The organism is Acinetobacter sp. YH12205, assembly GCF_013418125.1.
Classification (GTDB): domain Bacteria; phylum Pseudomonadota; class Gammaproteobacteria; order Pseudomonadales; family Moraxellaceae; genus Acinetobacter; species Acinetobacter towneri.
Map to the genome: position 1 here is coordinate 35,806 of NZ_VPCQ01000008.1, position 17,209 is coordinate 53,014.

The following is a 17,209-nucleotide window of genomic DNA, read 5'->3' on the forward strand; positions in this document are numbered from 1 at the left end:
TAGCTATTGCTGCAGTTTAAAACTGCGCAAGATGCAGGCTTTCACATGGCTATCTAATTCTAGTAGAGGGACCCAATGGATAGATCAACACAACATAGCGATCAGCGGCATGCGGTTATTACCGTCGCGATCTGCTTTTTAATTGCAGTGATTGAAGGTCTGGATATTCAGGCAGCAGGTATTGCTGCGGCAGGTATCCGTGAGCATTTTGGTTTAGACAGCTCGCAGCTTGGGGTATTTTTTAGTGCGGGTATTTTAGGTTTATTGCCAGGTGCTTTGGTTGGCGGACGTTTTGCAGACCGTATTGGTCGTAAAAAAGTATTAATCTGGTCTACAGCAGTCTTTGCTTTATTTACCTTATGTACGGTGTGGGTGAATAGCTTTGAAAGCCTATTGGCGGTGCGCTTCTTGGCAGGTGCGGGTTTAGGGGCAGCCATGCCAATTTTAATTACTTTGGCATCTGAAGCTGTTTCGCCACAAAACCGTGGTCGTGCTGTGGGCTTGATGTATTGTGGTATGCCTGTGGGTGCAGCCATTTTATCTTTAATTGCCAGTACAGATTTTGGCTCAAACTGGAAAAACATTTTCTATTTGGGTGGTTTGCTGCCATTTATTGTCATTCCATTGATGATGTGGTTATTGCCAGAATCACGTGAATTCTTAAAAGCACAAGCGGCAGGTAAAGATGTCACAGCACAAAATGCTGCGCCAAAAGCATCTTTTAAAGATTTGTTTAATTCACAAAACTTATTGCGTACCTTATTTATTTGGGTGAGTTACTTCTTTACCTTGATGGTGGTTTACATCATGTTGAGCTGGTTACCATCTTTATTTATGGAATTAGGTTTCTCGCGTAAAGAAGGCAGTACTGCACAGTTCTATTTCATGGTGAGTGCGACAGTCGGTACTGTAATTTTGGGTATGCTGACCGACCGTTGGAAAAAAGCCTACGTGATTTTATTGATGTATGGTGGTATTTTGGCAGGTTTATTTGCTCTAAATGCAGCGGGTTCACTCATGCAAATGTATATGGCTTCAGCTTTGGTCGGTGCTTTTGTGATTGGCTGTCAGGGCGTGTTATATGCTTTTGGTAGTATTGTCTACCCAACCGAAGTACGTGGTACTGGGGTCGGTGTTGCCTCTGCTGTTGGTCGTGTAGGCGCAATGCTTGGCCCTGCTATTGCAGGTCAGTTGTTGGCAGCAGGCTTTGGTGCGGCTGGGGTTATTTCAGCAGCCATTCCATGTATTATTATTTCAGCCATTTTCATGTTGTTATTGGTACGTCGTATTCAAACTGTTTAAAAGGATGAGAACAGTTGAAAGACCAAATAGCCTGCACCTGCAGGCTATTTTTTTGTATGTTGATCGCTGATTTTTGAGAAAAAATGCTCGAATGAAGTGTGACAAGTACTGTCGCAAAGCTGCCTGTTCTACTGGGTGACAATGACGCAAGCAGGGTATAATAAGTCCTAAAAAACAGTAAATATAAGAGTATCATTTGAAGCAGAAAAAATTGATTGCAGAATTTCAGTTGGATCAACAGCAGTTTTCGCTGTATCTGATTGAATATGAATTTATTTTAGAACTGAAACGCCATTTTCGAGCAACACGGACTTCTCCAAAACAAAACGCGTGGCTGGCATTTGCCGATCAAGCTACTTATGAAGATGTCAACGCAGGTATTGATGCCTTTCAGGTGATGCGTTTAACCCGACAGCATTTGGTCAATTATTTAACTCGGCATCCACTGCCTTATTTTTATTTTCATGCCGCGACTGCACGCAAAGCCAAAATCTATCCACGTTTTGTACGGCAATTATTGTTACAGCTACCGAACTATCAACATTGTGCCGAAAACGATTCTTTTTATTTTTATCAAAGCGATACAACTCAGACTTAAATTTCAGCTATGCTGAGGGTAGCGTTTAAGATGGGAAAGGAAACAGCATGCAGCAGCTGAATAATGCCTTGATTGTGGTTGATGTGCAAAATGGTTTTTGTCCAGGAGGTAATTTGGCGGTTGCAAATGCCGATCAAATTATTCCCTGCATTAATGCGTTGGGACGTGTGTTTCAGAACATTGTGATCACCCAAGACTGGCATCCTGCAACGCATGTGTCCTTTGCTGCCAACCATGCAGGCAAACAGGACTATGAGCAGATTCAGCTCAGTTATGGCGAGCAAGTGTTGTGGCCTGTGCATTGTGTGCAAGGCACAGCTGATGCTGAATTACACCCAGATCTAGATTTGCCTACAGCACAATTGATTATACGCAAAGGTTTTCACGAGCAAATAGACAGTTATTCTGCCTTTATGGAAGCAGACCGCAAAACCACCACAGGCTTGGCGGCCTATTTAAAAGCCCGTGAAATTGATACGGTTTATATTGTGGGCATTGCCACCGACTTTTGTGTGGCGTGGACGGCAATAGATGCCTGTGAGTTGGGTTTTAGCACCTATGTGATTGAAGATGCCACCAAAGCGATTGATTTAAATGGCTCTTTAGAACAAGCATGGCAACAGATGTTGGCACAAGGAGTACAGCGAGTACAAAGTCAGCACTTACTTGGCTAAAACTAGATAACGAACTGGCCGCGAAAGGGAAGGGCGAAATCTTCCTTTTTTCTATAAAAATAGATTAAATGTAAAATAAAATAAATAAAAATCAATTTTTTACATATACTCAATTTTGACGAAATGTTCTGCGATTGATTGTGGGTGTAACATGATTGTCATAATCTCTACCTACCATGCCTTGCACAGAGGCGAAATAAGCAGACTGTCTTAAAAACAGCATAGAGAAGATATGGAACACTTTCAGCATTCATCTGATACTTATTTTAATCGTGAACTCTCTTTAATTGAGTTTAACCGTCGGGTCTTGGCGCAAGCTTTAGACCCAGAGTTACCTATTTTAGAGCGACTCAATTTTTTAATTATTTTTTCACGTAATTTAGATGAGTTTTTTGAAATTCGCGTTGCAGGTTTAATGAAGCAACTCGATTTGAATGCCATTACCCGTACCCCAGATGCCATTCCGACTGAACAGGTCTTGGTAGAACTGTCTGATAAAGTGCATCAGGCGGTGAAGCAGCAATACGACACTTTAAATTATGCCATTTTGCCGCAGCTGCAAAGTTTAGGGATTCACTTTATTCAATACCATGACATTGTGGATAAACATAAAGCGTGGATTGCCGATTATTTTGCCCGTCAGGTACAGCCTGTTTTAACGCCAATTAGCCTAGACCCATCGCATCCATTTCCGCGTTTGGTCAATAAAAGTCTGAACTTTATTGTCAGTTTACAAGGCAAAGATGCTTTTGGACGTGAAATTGAAATGGCGATTGTGCCTGCGCCACGCTCTTTGCCACGTTTAATCAATTTGCCAAAAGAAGTGGCAGGTAGTGCGACTGAACATATTTTCTTGACTGCGATTATTCAGCAGCATATCAATGATCTGTTCCCAGGCATGAAAGCCACAGGTTGCTATGCGTTTCGAGTGACCCGCAATGCCGACCTGATTTTGGCCGAAGATGTCGATGATTTGGCAGTTGCCTTAAAAGATGAATTATCGTCACGTCGTTTTGGGCGTGCGGTACGTTTAGAAATTGAAGATGATTGCCCGCAAGATATTATTGATTATTTGCTCAGAGAGTTTGATTTAGATGAGCAGCAATTATATCGGATTAGCGGGCCGATTAACCTGTCGCGTCTGACCAGTAGTTTTGACCGACCTGAATTGAAATATCCACCTTTTGCACCTGTGATTCCAAAAATATTTCGGAAGCAAAAACCGATGTTTGAGATTCTGAAAAAGCAGGATGTGTTGCTACATCACCCATTTGACTCTTTTCAGCCGGTGATTAATTTACTCAAAGAAGCGGCGAAAGACCCAAATGTGTTGGCGATTAAGCAAACGCTGTATCGTAGTGGCCCAGATTCTGAAATTGTGCAGGTACTTGCAGAAGCCGCACGTAATGGCAAAGAAGTCACTGCCGTGATCGAGCTACGCGCACGTTTTGATGAAGAATCCAACATTATGGTCGCCAACGTCTTGCAAGAGGCAGGCGCAGTGGTGGTGTATGGCATTGTCGGCTATAAAACCCATGCCAAAATGATTTTGATTGTGCGTCGTGAGCAAGATCAGTTGGTGCGCTATGTGCATTTGGGTACAGGCAACTATCATGCGGGCAATGCACGTATGTACACCGACTATGGTTTGATGACCACACATCCTGATATTTGTGAAGATGTGCATCGGGTGTTTCAGGAACTCACAGGCATGGGCAGATCGGCAAAATTAAAAAACTTGCTGCATGCACCATTTACCTTGCACAGTGAATTGCTCAAACTGATTGAACAAGAAATCGGGTTTGCACAAGCAGGCAAAGCTGCCCGAATTATCATTAAAGTCAATGCATTGACTGAGCCTGAGTTAATTACGGCTTTGTACCGTGCTTCGCAGGCAGGGGTACAGGTCGATTTAATTATCCGCTCGATTTGTTGTTTGATTCCAAAAGTGAAAGGTATGTCTGAGCGTATTCATGTCCGTTCGATTGTGGGACGCTTTTTGGAACATACCCGCGTGTATTATTTTGAGCATGGTGGTGCAAAAAAATTGTACTGCGCCAGCGCAGACTGGATGGGGCGCAACTTATTTTCACGGGTGGAAACTTGCTTCCCTATTTTGGATGAGAAAATTAAACAGCGTATTGTAGAAGATGGCTTGCTGAGTTATTTGCATGACAATCAAAATGCGTGGGAGCTACAAGCCAATGGCGAATGGCAGAAAGCTGCTGTGGTGGGGCAGGCTGCTGTACACAATGCGCAAATGTATTTGGTCGAGCAGAAGCAGTTGAATGTGTAAATTGGGCTGTAGTGAATGGATGTGATCTAGCATCTGTGAGTATAAAAAACCTGAGTATGTGTGCATACTCAGGTTTTTATGCTTTTAAGGCATCTCATGGATTATTTTAAGAAGCTCTTGAATGTTTGCCTTTTAGAATTTCAGTTCGCAGGCTTTGCGCCAACTCAGCCGATTGGCTGTCCATGCCATTAACCATAAAGGCATGGCGCATCAGCACATTGGTCGGATTTGGCATACTCACCAATTCATAATGCGTAGACAGTTCATCTAGTAATTCATTCGGTAAATGCACTGCATTTTCACGAGCAGATAATTGATGCACCAAACGCTCTGCTGCCTGCACTGCAGATAACTGCATGGCTTCGACTGCGGTTGATAAACCACTGCGAGTTTGCAACACAAAACGCTTTTCTTCACGATAACGCTTATACAGCACTTCAGACAATAACTGGAACACCGTGCCAATCATGGCCATACAGGCTGCTGCATTTGGTGTATTGGCTGCAATACTGAGTGTTGCGCCATCTTCATGGAATGGTTGTACTGTTTGAATGTCGGAACGGTTTAACTTGTAGTGTTGTACGCACAGTTCAATGCTTTTGTTCAGGAAAATCTGACATAAGCTAAAATAAGGCACAGACACACTTTGCGTGACCGTGTCTAATAATTGTTTCGGGTCATAAAACTGAATATTCAGCGCAATGTTGTTTTGCTCTTGGCTTTGCTCAATGGCTTTGTTTGCTTTAGGCGACATCACAGGTTTAGGCTGTTGCTGTGCCTGCGCAAGTGCCAAAGCCGTTTGATGTTTTTCTTGTTCAAGGGCTTGCGTCAATAATTGTAATTCGTGTTTAAGGCGAGATTCATTATTAATGCGTGCTAAATATTCACTACGACTTGGACGGGCAATCGCGCGATAAGCCAACCATAACAAGCCATGAACCAATAATGATAAAAGTGTCGCTAACCATTGGGTACGCAGAATTTCACCAATACTTGGCTGAATTAAGGTAATTTCAATGCTGCCGACTTTCTTTTCATTGATGATTGCATCGCGGACAAAGACTTCACCTTCACGGGTACGTGACTGTCCACCTGTCGCCAAGACCTGATTTTGCGCATCTAAAATACGAATAGAAGCAATGCTTGGATTGGTGGCATAACGATTCACCAATAATGCCAGTGATACTGTATTGGCAGGTTCCAGCTCAGAAAGGCTGTCTGTGACCAGTTGGCTGGTCATTAACTGCCCCTGATTGGCGCGGTTTTCATTTAATTGGTGTGTTGTTGCAAGCACCAATAAAAAGGTGTGAAAAGCAAAACTTACAATCAATAGGCTAGCAAATAGCCCTTGTCTAGGCGCATTCAAGGTAAAACTTCCAAGGCATTTATATTCAATTTAGATTATGATTCTCACAATAGTTGTAGCTCAGACCCGAGTCAATTCATGCGAGAAATCATTCTTATATCATTTTTAGGACCTGACCAACCTAATCAGTTTACTCGATTAATGCAGGTATTGTCCGCTCATTCCTTACAAATCTTAGATGTTGGCCAAGCTGTTATTCATAATCAACTGACTTTAGGTATTGTTGTTGCATCAGAAGACCAGACTGCAACTGCTTTAGCCATGAAGGAGATTCTGATTTTAGCACATGATATTGGCTTAACTGTGCGTTTTAAACCAATCTCTGCAACTGAATATGAGCAATGGGTCAAAGAAGGCGGTCGTACCCGTTATATCGTGACTGCACTGGCACCAGAGCTGAATGCCTCACATTTACAGGCGGTCACGCATATTGTATCTAGCCAAGGTTTTAACATTGAAACTGTAACCCGTTTGTCGGGTCGCCCACAGCTTAATGTAGCCGAAGATGAACCTAAACGTGCTTGCATTCAGTTTGGATTAAGTGGACAAATGCTAGATGCAGTTGCCATGCGTGCTGCGTGTTTAAGCCTGTCGAATGAACTGAGTGTGGATGTCGCGGTACAAGAAGACAATGCCTACCGTCGTAACCGCCGTTTGGTGTGTTTTGACATGGACTCAACGCTCATTGAACAAGAAGTGATTGATGAGTTGGCGATTGAGGCAGGTGTGGGCGATCAGGTGGCGGACATTACCGAACGTGCCATGCAGGGTGAACTGGATTTTCAGCAAAGTTTCCGCGCGCGCGTAGCATTGCTCAAAGGTTTAGATGCTGCTGTGTTGCCTAAAATTGCCGAACGTCTGACCGTGACCGAAGGTGCTGAACGCCTGATTTCAACCCTGAAATCTTTGGGTTATCGCACCGCTATTTTGTCGGGCGGTTTCCAATATTTCGCAGAATATCTGCAGGAAAAATTGGGGATTGATGAAGTGCATGCCAACATTCTAGATGTGGAAAATGGCATGGTTACAGGCGAAGTAAAAGGTCACATTGTGGATGGTGCGCGTAAGGCATTATTGCTACGTGAACTGGCAGACAAAATGGGGATTTCTTTGGAACAAGCCATTGCGGTGGGTGATGGTGCGAACGACTTACCAATGCTTTCTATTGCAGGTTTAGGTGTGGCGTTCCGTGCTAAACCGTTGGTACGTCAAAACGCCAATCAAGCCATTTCAAGCGTGGGCTTAGATGGTGTGCTGTACTTATTGGGCGTGCATGACAAAGACTTGAACCGTGCCTAATATGACAATTCAATGAAAAAAACGCAGCAGTCATGCTGCGTTTTTTGTTTGTATAATCAGCAGATAACGATGAACGGTAAACAAAAACTGTCGATAAAAACCGCAACAGCATTGAATGAAAAAAATATTTTTTAAGGCAAAAAAATAAGGTGTTTTTTTGTAATGACACGCGAATAAAGAGCTAGCTTAGCTTCCCGAAAACTACAAAATTTAAAAAATGTAATGACAATATAATATTGCGACAAGGTGTGTCGCTTTATAAAAATACAAGTCTTTTTTTATCTAGAAAACGCAGCATAATGCAGACATAGAATTTAAATCGACATCCATTATTTATTTAAACGGTATTTGAAGTCGCAGACCAATTCAAAAAGAGGCTGCATCTTTAGACGGAGGTTTTTATGCTAACAGCGAATTTAGCGACCATTGTAGGCTTAAGCCTCGTCGCAGCTGCGTTGATTGCTGTTTTCTTTTCGCCTTATCGTCGCTGGTTAAACTTTATGTTGGCAGGTATGGTGTTTTGGGGTTTATTGGAAGTGGTGCGCTACAGTGTGCAAAGCGTATTTGAACTGCCAATTACCTACAGTTACTTGTCGGCAATTTTCTTGGCGATGACTTTGGTGACTTTATTATTATTACGAGAAGACCGTCGGGCAGAGCGTGCTTTGGCAAAACGTCGCTATATCGAACATACCCCAGTCTATGAAGACGATCAGCAGCAGTGCTCAAGCCGCTAAATCGTACAGACTAAATTCAAAAACTTTAAAAAGATGCAACTGGTTTGCATCTTTTTTGCTTTATCTGTACGGCAGTTTGCGCCATCCAAACAGCGACAAAATTTTAACACCCTCCTAAAGATTGTTATACAAAGCCTTGCAGCAAAAAGCGGGAGTTGTGATAGGATGAGTCTGTTCATTATCCAACAATTACAATAGGCTTCACTGTCATGAAACTTTCTGCAATTCCTGTGGTCAAACTTCCTTTGGTTGATGTCAGCACCGATCCACTTGACCTTCTCGTGGCAGGTTTGGCATTGCGTATGAAACAACTGGCACGTACCAGTCCAAAATTTATTGAGTTGGTGCATGAACGCCAGTTCCGTATTCAAATTGGCACAGACTTGGGTATGGCGCGTCAAATTATTGTCAACAATGGACATATTGACACTGTGGCAGGCGATGCAGAAAAAGCTGATTTTATTTTGCAGTTTGCAGACAGCGAGCAAGGCGTAAAAACCTTAATGAAAGGTGATCCAACTGCATTTATGACAGGCATGCAAAATGGCAGCATTAAAATGGAAGGTGATTTTGGCTTATTGGTGTGGTTTAACCAAGCAGCGAAATTGATTCCACCTAAACTACCAAAACCTGTAAAAGAAAAAATTAAAATGGCACGCCAGTTTATTAAACAAAAAACGGGTAAATAAGCTGCTCAGACCCAAACAAAAACCTCTGATCAATTTTTGACAGAGGTTTTTTTATATGTGATTTACTCGACTTCCAAACAAAAAGTCACAGGCCCGTCATTTACCAAATGCACTTTCATATCGGCAGAGAAAATACCTGTTTCCACCCTGTCAAACTGACTTTTGGCATAGTCCACCAATTGTTCATACAGCGCTTTGGCATCGTTTGGGGGCATCGCAGGGCCAAAATCAGGACGTAAACCTTTTTGAGTCTGTGCCATGAGGGTAAATTGTGAAACCAATAACACACTGCCATTGGCCTGACTGACATTCCAACCCATTTTGCCTTGTTCATCATCAAAAAAACGATATTTTAAAATTTTATCAATCAGCTTTTTGCCTTTCTCAAAATTATCGTCTTTGCCTAAGCCCAAAAATACCAAAATACCCTGTTGAATCTCGCCAGTGATTTCACCATCGACCACGACTTTGGCTTCAAGAACTCGTTGTAATAATGCGCGCATGGGGGACTAATTTTCTCAGTGTGGGGGATGGCTGCAGATTGTAGCAAACTTAGGCACTTTGGCGTGCATTAACATCAATCACGAAAGCATCACAACGGTAGCTGCCCGCAGAGAGGTAAAATATCTTGGGAAGGCTACACTTCAGCAAAGTTGTAACAAGATTGTCGATAAAAGCCCTTTTTTGCTGAATAAAGTATGCTTTAATGCAAGAAGTACCGCGAAATGATGATCCCTATGACCCCCATTATTCAATCTCTGCTCGATACTGATTTATATAAATTCACCATGTTACAGGTGGTGCTGCATAAATTTCCGCAAACGCACAGTGTGTATCAATTCCGCTGCCGTAATCTTGAAGATACCGCGTATCCACTGAGCGATATTTTAGCTGAGTTGAATGCGCAGCTTGATCATTTGTGTCAGTTGAAATTTAAAGAAGATGAATTGCAGTATTTGCGTAATTTACGCTTTATTAAAAGTGACTTTGTCGATTATTTAGAATTATTTCAGCTCAAGCGTCGTTTTATTCACGCCAGTATTGATGCGCAAGGTCGTTTGGATATTCGGGTAGAAGGCCCGATGGTACAGGCCATGATGTTCGAGATTTTTGTCCTGGCAATTGTCAATGAACTGTATTTTCAGCGCATCCGTAATGATGAGGTTTGGGCAGAAGGTGAGCGCCGTTTACAGCAAAAAATTGCCCTGATTCAAAGTTACCAACAGCAGCAACTGCCTGAAGATCCACCATTTTTGGTTTCAGATTTTGGTACGCGCCGCCGTTATAGTTTTGCATGGCAAAAGCACGTGATTGCGGCTTTTCATCAAGCTGTACCTGAAGTGTTTCGTGGTACTAGTAATGTACTGTTGGCTAAAGAATTAGGCATTACCCCAATTGGGACAATGGCACATGAGTTTTTACAGGCATTTCAGGCGCTAGATGTACGTTTACGTGACTTCCAAAAAGCCGCACTAGAAACTTGGGTGCAAGAATATCGGGGTGATTTAGGCATTGCCTTGACTGATGTGGTCGGAATGGATGCCTTCTTACGTGATTTTGATCTGTATTTTGCCAAGTTGTTTGATGGCTTACGACATGACAGTGGCGACCCGTATGTGTGGGGCGATAAAGCTTATGCACACTATAAAAAGTTGAAAATTGACAGTAAAACTAAAATGCTGACCTTCAGTGATGGCTTAAATGTCGAAAAAGCGTGGGCTTTGCATCAGTATTTTAAAGACCGTTTTCAGGTTAGTTTTGGGATTGGTACCAACTTAACCAATGATATGGGGCAAACTGCGCTGAATATTGTGTTGAAACTGGTGGAATGTAATGGTCAGTCGGTGGCGAAATTGTCTGATAGTCCGGGTAAAACCATGACCGATAATGACACCTTCTTGGCATATTTACGCCAAGTTTTTGAAATACAAACGCCTGTTTAAAACCTGAGCTACTTGAAAAAGCCGAAGAAAATCTTCGGTTTTTTTCTAGATTAAAGCATGTGATTGTTAAAATTCTGCGAAATTTATGAAAAAAACAGCATGCCATCAAAAATGACCTATACTAAGTTAAAGTTGATTGCCAAACAGACTGAACCGCATAAAAATGAGCACTTCTCCATTCAATTTTGGACTGCTGATTGAAGCAGAAGATTTAGTTCCCTTTTTAGGGCATGAAAAATTGCGCATTGTCGATTTGAGCCGCAATTCGGTGTACGAGCAATTGCATCTTCCGCATGCTTTGCAGGTCAAACCGAGCATGTTGCTACGTCAGGATGAAGATACGTCGGGTCTATTGCCTGAACCCGAGGCTTTACAAGACTTGATTCAGTATTTGAGTATTTCCCCTGAGCATCATGTGGTCGCCTATGACGATGAAGGCGGCGCATGGGCAGGGCGTCTGATTTGGAATTTGCACTGCTTAGGTTTTGAAAATACCAGTTTACTGAATGGTGGGATTCACGCATGGTTGGTAGCAGGTTTTCCAACCACTTCTGAGGTTGAACCACTAACACCCGTCAGCACGCTTGTTTCTGTTGTTGAGCAAAATCAGTATCGAATTCAATATGATGAGCTATTAGAAAAGTGCCAAAACCAGTCGGTGCAACTTTGGGATTGCCGCACCATAGATGAATATACAGGGCTGCGTTTGGCTGCACGACGCGGCGGTCACATTCCTGGGGCATTGCATTTTGAATGGAGTACTGCCCTTAATCGTGAAAATCATTTAAAATTGCATCCCTTAGAACGCACACGACAGCGTCTGGAACAACTCGGATTCAATTTAAACGAACCTGTAGTGGTGTATTGTCAGTCACATCACCGTTCAGGTTTGGCCTACATTTTAGGGCGTTTATTGGGTTGGAAAATTCAGGCCTATGATGGTGCGTGGAGTGAATGGGGCAACCGCCCTGACAGTCCTGTTATTACTGGAGAGTTGCCGTCTTGAGCCTCACATCACGTTTAAAAAAACAAATTTTCATTCAGGCACAACGCGTTGTGCCACAACATCAATTATCACGTGTTGTGGGTAAACTTGCAGCCAGTGAGCATCCTGTGCTCAAAAATGCGGTGATCACTGCATTCAAGGCGCAATACGGCATTGATATGTCTTTGGCAGAACAAAGCAATGCCTTGAAATATAAATCTTTTAATGAATTTTTTACCCGTTCTTTAAAGCAGGGTGTGCGGGAAATTGACAGCAATCCGAACAGCATTGTATCGCCTGCAGATGGGGCGATTTCACAGTTGGGTAAAATTGAAGATGGGGCAATTTTTCAGGCCAAAGGTCAGCAATTTACGGTTGAAAACTTAATTGCCGACCCGCAATTGGCTGAACCATTTAAAAATGGTCAGTTTGCAACCGTGTATTTATCTCCGCGTGATTATCACCGTGTGCACATGCCTTTTGCAGGCACACTCACCGAAACTTTATATGTGCCAGGTGAGTTGTTTTCTGTCAATCAAACCACAGCCGAAAATATTCCGGGTTTATTTGCCCGCAATGAGCGCATGGTGTGTTTGTTTGATACCGAACTGGGGCGTATGGCAGTTGTTTTAGTGGGTGCCATGATTGTAGCGGGCATTGAAACCGTGGCGACAGGCAAGGTCAAACCATCGGGGCGTTTGGAACTGAATCAACACCAATTATTCCTTGAAAAAGGTGCAGAATTAGGACGTTTTTATTTGGGTTCAACCGCGATTGTTTTGTTTGAAGAAAATAAAATGCAGTGGGATGCTGAATTCAAAGCCAATTCTGTAGTGGAAATGGGGAAAGCCCTGGGACATATCGTTTCTGCTGAATAAAATATGTGAATAAAGAAATAAAAAACGCCAAAGTAATTTGGCGTTTTTTTGTTTTTTAAATCTGTAATTTATTGTCTATTTTAGCTCAACCAGCGCTTAAGTTTCGTAATACAAACGCTCTTTTGGGAACACGACTTTAAATATAGAGCCTTGATTTTCTTTAGATTCGACTTCTAAGTGTGCATTATGCTGCATCAAAACGTGCTTCACAATTGCTAAACCTAAACCAGTACCGCCTGTTTGTCGGCTACGTGCGCTGTCTACACGATAAAAGCGTTCGGTTAAGCGTGGTAAGTGTTTCGGATCAATCCCGATGCCTGTATCTTCCACAGTAAAATAACCTTGATTGCCATCATCATGCCAGCCAATGGTAATCGTCCCACCTTTCGGGGTATATTTAATTGCATTGGTGATTAGGTTGCTAAAGGCGCTGGCCAATTCTACATCTGAACCAATCAGATCATAATGACTGTCAATATTTAAGTTGAGTGTATGTCCATAATCGACGTTATAGGCATGTGCATCGTCAAATAATTGATTCATTAAACTTGGCATTTCAATAATTTGATTTTTGGCGATGGTTTTTTCATTTTCCAGACGCGACAGCAGCAGCAGGTCATTTACCAAAGCGTTCATGCGTCGGGTTTGTGACTGCATTTGCTCAAAAGCACGTTTCCAACGCGGGTTAATATCTTCCTGATCGGTAAAGGTTTCGATATAACCACTCAGCACCGTTAGCGGAGTGCGTAATTCGTGTGAAATATTATCGACAAAGTCTTTACGCATTTGTTCTAGGTTATGCATACGCGTCATGTCGTAAGCAAATAACAAACGGCTATCGCCACCAAACTGAGTCATTTTGACTTGCACATATTGCCCTTCATGCACGCTAGATTTCATTTTTAAACCGTCAGGTGCTTGATCAATATGATTAAAATATTCAATAAAACTAGGTTGGCGCAAAATAGTGAGGATGTTGCGTCCACGGTCTAAAGGCTGAATACCCAATAGCTTTTCAGCAGCAGGGTTCCACCATTCAATTTGATGATTTTCATCAATCAGCATCACGGCTTCATCCAACGCGACCAATGAAGACTGGGCGCGATCAATCAACCCGACCATTTCGGCCTGAACGATACGTTCCTGACGTTGTGAGCGATAAACATTGAACAGTAATGCACCCCAAATACCATGCAGATTTGGCGGCACATCATAAGGACGATTGGAAATCCAATCATTAACTAAATAGAGGGAGCGCATTTGCTGAAGAAAAAACAGCAAAAAGGCGAGGCTAATACAAATCCAAAAATACCCAATCCCAAAACCAATCAAGCTTGCAATAATTAGGAAAAAGGCCAATAAACGAAAATCTTGTTTGGCAAAAGTCCATAAACTGCTGTAACGAACTTGTTTGAGGTCACGGGCGAGTTCAGGGACTGGGTAAGGTTCGTACATAAAATAATTTTAGCCTAAAGCAACATCCGCACGTGTCGAGAAGCGATAGCCTGTACCACGTACCGTTTGTACAAAACGGTCTACGCCATACGGTTCTAAAACTTTACGTAAACGACGAATATGCACATCAATAGTTCGGTCTTCAATATATACATTGCCGCCCCAGACTTGGTCAAGCAATTGCGCTCGGGTGTAAGCGCGCTCTGGGTGCGTCATAAAGAACGCCAATAGACGATATTCGGTTGGGCCCATTTCTAAAATATTGTCACCAAAACTAACACGCTGGCTGACTGGGTCCAAAATTAAACCGTTGGCATCAATAGTTTTTTCACCGCTTAAGGCATTGGCACGACGTAAGACCGCTTTAATACGTGACACCAGTTCACGGGTCGAGAACGGCTTAGTCATGTAGTCGTCCGCGCCAGCATCTAAACCTTGAACTTTGTGATCTTCTTCGCCACGTGCAGTGAGCATAATCACAGGAATTTCAGCAAGGTTGTCATCGCGTTTTAGGCGACGGCACAAGTCTACACCGCTGACACCGCCTGGCATCATCCAATCAAGCAAGATAAGCGCTGGACGTTGATCGACAATCATCTGATGAGCTTGTTTTGCATCTTCTGCTTGTAAGCACTGAAAGCCTGCCATATCTAAAGAGGTATGGATCATCTCCCGAATTGGAAGTTCGTCATCGACGATTAAAATGTAGTCATCTTTCACAACGCAATATCCTATAGATGTTAACGGTGGACCGTTTTATTTATGACAGGCTTATTACAAAGATTAATTATGACAGTATCATTGCAGAAAGGGTTGAATGGGCTATTTTTGCAATAATTTGTGACAAAATAGTGTCGATTTGATGAAAAAACTGAACAGGTTCAGTCAAAGTAAATAGGGTCTGCTGACACTTCGTCTATGTTTGCGACGTGAGAGATATATCTCGCAAGATTTTTTAGCTGATATAAGGCATGAGGCAGGAAATTTAGTTATTCTAAGTGACTGACTCATAACGCAATAGCGGCAAAAAAATATGCTCGTTCCGAAGGACTGTAGCTAAAACTTTCTCAGATTGCGTTATGAAACTTGGCAATAGACCCACTATTCCCTGCCTGATCTGCTCAGTTTTAGCCTACAGCGCAAGCCATTTATGAAATGTCAGCAGACCCCTCTGAATTTGAAAAATATTATGAATATTTTTCGATTTTATGACAATGTCGAAGAATCTTTCACAAAAGCTTGCTCTTTTTCCGAAAAGGTCTGTAATAACGATAAAAATACAATACGGCAAGAAGACAAGACATCTTCCATGGATTGTTTGAAATCGCTCATCACCCAGCGAATCGCAATTTGGGTGACATAACCATTTAAGCCTGTCGCTACCAGTGAAATTTCTCGGTTGGGGCGGTCTAAATGCGGCATCATCAGCATGACAAAGGCCTGAATCATGCGGTCAAAACGCGACATAGTTTCGTGAATGGTGGCTTGGTTATGTAGTTCTTGCACCAGCATGGCATCAATATAAATAATACGTGCCATTTGCGGGTTATTTTTTAGCGTGGTCAGTAAAGCAGTCAGTCCTGCATCAATCATTTTTTTAGGATCAGCCGAGGCTTGCATAATGGCTTGCATGACATTTTGCTGTAATTCATCAATCAATTTTAAAAAAATGGTCTGAAACAGTTCTTCGCTTTTTTTAAAGGATTCGTAGAAATAGCGCTCGGTTAGTTTGGCTTCGGTACAAATATCTTTTACGGTCACGGCAAAAAAACCATGCGTGCCATAGGCTTGAATACCTGCCTCAATCAGTTTTTCACGACGCGCCTGTTTGCGCTCAGTTAAAGACAAGCCTTTAAACTGACGTTCTTTTTGTTGTTTCTGGGTGGTTTTTTCTGTTTCTGCAGTCACGGGCAGTTGTTCTGTCATGTTCAGTTAAGCCAAATAAGAACCGTAATTAGGCTTTATACTAGCAATAATTATCTGTTAAACCTATGTTTTCAGATTCATTTGCGATATTCGTACTGGCTTATATTGACAATACTTATTGTCAAAATTATATTTAAACCACAGCGCATCGCACAGCCCTACAAAACAACAAGCAGGTCTGAACTGTGCACGCCACATACTCAAGGAAATCACATGAAAAATTTTAAAAATAAAGTTGCCGCAATTACAGGCGCAGGCTCGGGTATTGGGCAGCAATTGGCTGTTCTATTGGCGAAGCAAGGCTGTCATTTATCGCTCAGTGATGTGAATGAACAAGGTTTGGCGCAAACAGTGGATTTGCTCAAAGACAGTAATGTGCGCGTGACCATTAAAAAGGTGGATGTTTCTAAATTAGAACAAATGCGCGAATGGGCAGCTGAAACTGTGCGAGACCACGGCTCGGTCAATATGATTTTTAATAATGCAGGCGTGGCGTTGGGTTCTACCGTAGAAGGTGCAAGTTACGAAGAGTTGGAGTGGATTGTTGGTATTAATTTCTGGGGTGTGGTCTATGGCACCAGAGAATTTTTGCCTTTAATCAAACAAACGGGAGATGGTCATATCATTAACATTTCCAGTTTATTTGGTTTAACTGCACAGCCAACGCAGTCGGCTTATAACGCAACCAAATTTGCGGTGCGCGGTTTTACCGAGTCTTTGCGTCAGGAATTGGATTTGGAAAATTGTGGTGTGAGTGCGTTGAGCGTGCATCCAGGCGGGATTCGTACCAATATTGCCAACAATGCTAAAATGAACGACAGCATGCGCACTTTGGGCATGAATCCTGAAAAATCGGCACGTGCTTTTAATAAATTATTGCGTTGCCCGCCTGAAGAAGCGGCGCGCCAAATTTTAGGAGCGGTACAAAAAGACAAGCGCCGTTTATTGATTGGTAATGATGCCAAAACTTTGGATTTAATCCAGCGTATTGTTCCAACGGGTTATCAGAAAGTTACCGCATGGGCGACTAAGTTGGGCAAGAAACGCGGTTAATCTAACTT

At 42.5% G+C, this 17,209-nt stretch carries 16 protein-coding genes; 11 read left to right on the top strand and 5 right to left on the bottom strand.

What is annotated here, in order from left to right; translation table 11 throughout:
• Positions 1 to 75 precede the first annotated feature (75 nt).
• The 4 genes from mhpT to ppk1 all read left to right on the top strand — a co-directional run bounded on the left by mhpT (position 76) and on the right by ppk1 (position 4,870).
• A complete protein-coding gene (gene mhpT, locus FTU92_RS11255; protein WP_131261231.1) occupies positions 76 to 1,302 on the top strand; it encodes a 3-(3-hydroxy-phenyl)propionate transporter MhpT in 1,227 nt (408 codons plus the stop codon).
• A gap of 196 nt (positions 1,303 to 1,498) precedes the next feature.
• Positions 1,499 to 1,900 (top strand): hypothetical protein, encoded by a 402-nt coding sequence (locus FTU92_RS11260; RefSeq protein WP_131261230.1) that lies wholly within the window; start codon positions 1,499 to 1,501, stop codon positions 1,898 to 1,900.
• A 47-nt stretch (positions 1,901 to 1,947) separates the two neighbouring features.
• Complete coding sequence (gene pncA, locus FTU92_RS11265; protein WP_104852749.1) at positions 1,948 to 2,574, top strand: bifunctional nicotinamidase/pyrazinamidase; 627 nt, start codon at positions 1,948 to 1,950, stop codon at positions 2,572 to 2,574.
• 232 nt (positions 2,575 to 2,806) lie between these two features.
• Positions 2,807 to 4,870: a polyphosphate kinase 1 gene (ppk1, locus tag FTU92_RS11270; RefSeq protein ID WP_131261229.1), complete on the top strand. Its 2,064-nt coding sequence runs from the start codon at positions 2,807 to 2,809 to the stop codon at positions 4,868 to 4,870.
• 106 nt (positions 4,871 to 4,976) lie between these two features.
• Here the strand turns inward: ppk1 and FTU92_RS11275 are convergent, their stop codons facing one another.
• A complete protein-coding gene (locus FTU92_RS11275) occupies positions 4,977 to 6,236 on the bottom strand; it encodes a hypothetical protein (RefSeq protein ID WP_004974135.1) in 1,260 nt (419 codons plus the stop codon).
• 78 nt (positions 6,237 to 6,314) lie between these two features.
• On the opposite strand from FTU92_RS11275, the gene serB reads away from it, so the two are divergent.
• The 3 genes from serB (at position 6,315) to FTU92_RS11290 (ending at position 8,961) form a co-directional block, all read left to right on the top strand.
• The gene (gene serB / locus FTU92_RS11280; RefSeq protein ID WP_004974136.1) at positions 6,315 to 7,535 is read left to right on the top strand and encodes a phosphoserine phosphatase SerB; all 1,221 of its coding nucleotides are present in this window, start codon (positions 6,315 to 6,317) and stop codon (positions 7,533 to 7,535) included.
• A 401-nt stretch (positions 7,536 to 7,936) separates the two neighbouring features.
• On the top strand, positions 7,937 to 8,272 hold the full coding sequence (gene aciT / locus FTU92_RS11285) for a ciprofloxacin tolerance protein AciT (RefSeq protein ID WP_004974137.1): 336 nt from the start codon (positions 7,937 to 7,939) through the stop codon (positions 8,270 to 8,272).
• Between the two features lie 209 nt (positions 8,273 to 8,481).
• A complete protein-coding gene (locus tag FTU92_RS11290; protein WP_004974140.1) occupies positions 8,482 to 8,961 on the top strand; it encodes a hypothetical protein in 480 nt (159 codons plus the stop codon).
• A gap of 62 nt (positions 8,962 to 9,023) precedes the next feature.
• On the opposite strand, the gene dtd is transcribed toward FTU92_RS11290, so the two are convergent.
• A complete protein-coding gene (dtd, locus tag FTU92_RS11295) occupies positions 9,024 to 9,464 on the bottom strand; it encodes a D-aminoacyl-tRNA deacylase (protein WP_004974142.1) in 441 nt (146 codons plus the stop codon).
• 234 nt (positions 9,465 to 9,698) lie between these two features.
• On the opposite strand from dtd, the gene pncB reads away from it, so the two are divergent.
• The 3 genes from pncB (at position 9,699) to asd (ending at position 12,767) form a co-directional block, all read left to right on the top strand.
• The gene (gene pncB, locus FTU92_RS11300) at positions 9,699 to 10,904 is read left to right on the top strand and encodes a nicotinate phosphoribosyltransferase (protein WP_131261228.1); all 1,206 of its coding nucleotides are present in this window, start codon (positions 9,699 to 9,701) and stop codon (positions 10,902 to 10,904) included.
• A gap of 163 nt (positions 10,905 to 11,067) precedes the next feature.
• Positions 11,068 to 11,910 carry a sulfurtransferase gene (locus FTU92_RS11305; RefSeq protein WP_180080029.1) on the top strand — a complete coding sequence of 281 codons (843 nt, stop codon included), beginning with the start codon at positions 11,068 to 11,070 and terminating at the stop codon, positions 11,908 to 11,910.
• Positions 11,907 to 12,767, top strand: coding sequence for an archaetidylserine decarboxylase (gene asd, locus FTU92_RS11310; protein WP_096901498.1), 861 nt, complete (start codon positions 11,907 to 11,909; stop codon positions 12,765 to 12,767). The genes FTU92_RS11305 and asd overlap by 4 nt, the downstream gene beginning before the upstream one ends.
• Positions 12,768 to 12,863: 96 nt before the next feature.
• Here the strand turns inward: asd and phoR are convergent, their stop codons facing one another.
• From phoR to FTU92_RS11325, 3 genes are all read right to left on the bottom strand, one after another.
• Positions 12,864 to 14,222, bottom strand: coding sequence for a phosphate regulon sensor histidine kinase PhoR (gene phoR / locus FTU92_RS11315; RefSeq protein WP_178867065.1), 1,359 nt, complete (start codon positions 14,220 to 14,222; stop codon positions 12,864 to 12,866).
• Positions 14,223 to 14,231: 9 nt separating this feature from the next.
• Positions 14,232 to 14,942: a phosphate regulon transcriptional regulator PhoB gene (gene phoB, locus FTU92_RS11320; RefSeq protein WP_004974162.1), complete on the bottom strand. Its 711-nt coding sequence runs from the start codon at positions 14,940 to 14,942 to the stop codon at positions 14,232 to 14,234.
• Between the two features lie 486 nt (positions 14,943 to 15,428).
• Positions 15,429 to 16,148, bottom strand: coding sequence for a TetR/AcrR family transcriptional regulator (locus FTU92_RS11325; protein ID WP_004974164.1), 720 nt, complete (start codon positions 16,146 to 16,148; stop codon positions 15,429 to 15,431).
• A 213-nt stretch (positions 16,149 to 16,361) separates the two neighbouring features.
• On the opposite strand from FTU92_RS11325, the gene FTU92_RS11330 reads away from it, so the two are divergent.
• Entirely contained in the window at positions 16,362 to 17,201 is an 840-nt protein-coding gene (locus tag FTU92_RS11330; RefSeq protein WP_180096274.1) for an SDR family oxidoreductase, read from the top strand.
• Positions 17,202 to 17,209 lie beyond the last annotated feature (8 nt).

Excerpts from the sequence above, each read along its gene's own strand:
- mhpT (WP_131261231.1), top strand. The coding sequence starts at position 76 with ATGGATAGATCAACACAACATAGCGATCAGCGGCATGCGGTTATTACC.
- pncA (WP_104852749.1), top strand. The coding sequence starts at position 1,948 with ATGCAGCAGCTGAATAATGCCTTGATTGTGGTTGATGTGCAAAATGGT.
- ppk1 (WP_131261229.1), top strand. The coding sequence starts at position 2,807 with ATGGAACACTTTCAGCATTCATCTGATACTTATTTTAATCGTGAACTC.
- serB (WP_004974136.1), top strand. The coding sequence starts at position 6,315 with ATGCGAGAAATCATTCTTATATCATTTTTAGGACCTGACCAACCTAAT.
- aciT (WP_004974137.1), top strand. The coding sequence starts at position 7,937 with ATGCTAACAGCGAATTTAGCGACCATTGTAGGCTTAAGCCTCGTCGCA.
- FTU92_RS11290 (WP_004974140.1), top strand. The coding sequence starts at position 8,482 with ATGAAACTTTCTGCAATTCCTGTGGTCAAACTTCCTTTGGTTGATGTC.
- dtd (WP_004974142.1), bottom strand. The coding sequence starts at position 9,464 with ATGCGCGCATTATTACAACGAGTTCTTGAAGCCAAAGTCGTGGTCGAT.
- pncB (WP_131261228.1), top strand. The coding sequence starts at position 9,699 with ATGACCCCCATTATTCAATCTCTGCTCGATACTGATTTATATAAATTC.
- FTU92_RS11305 (WP_180080029.1), top strand. The coding sequence starts at position 11,068 with ATGAGCACTTCTCCATTCAATTTTGGACTGCTGATTGAAGCAGAAGAT.
- phoR (WP_178867065.1), bottom strand. The coding sequence starts at position 14,222 with ATGTACGAACCTTACCCAGTCCCTGAACTCGCCCGTGACCTCAAACAA.
- FTU92_RS11325 (WP_004974164.1), bottom strand. The coding sequence starts at position 16,148 with ATGACAGAACAACTGCCCGTGACTGCAGAAACAGAAAAAACCACCCAG.
- FTU92_RS11330 (WP_180096274.1), top strand. The coding sequence starts at position 16,362 with ATGAAAAATTTTAAAAATAAAGTTGCCGCAATTACAGGCGCAGGCTCG.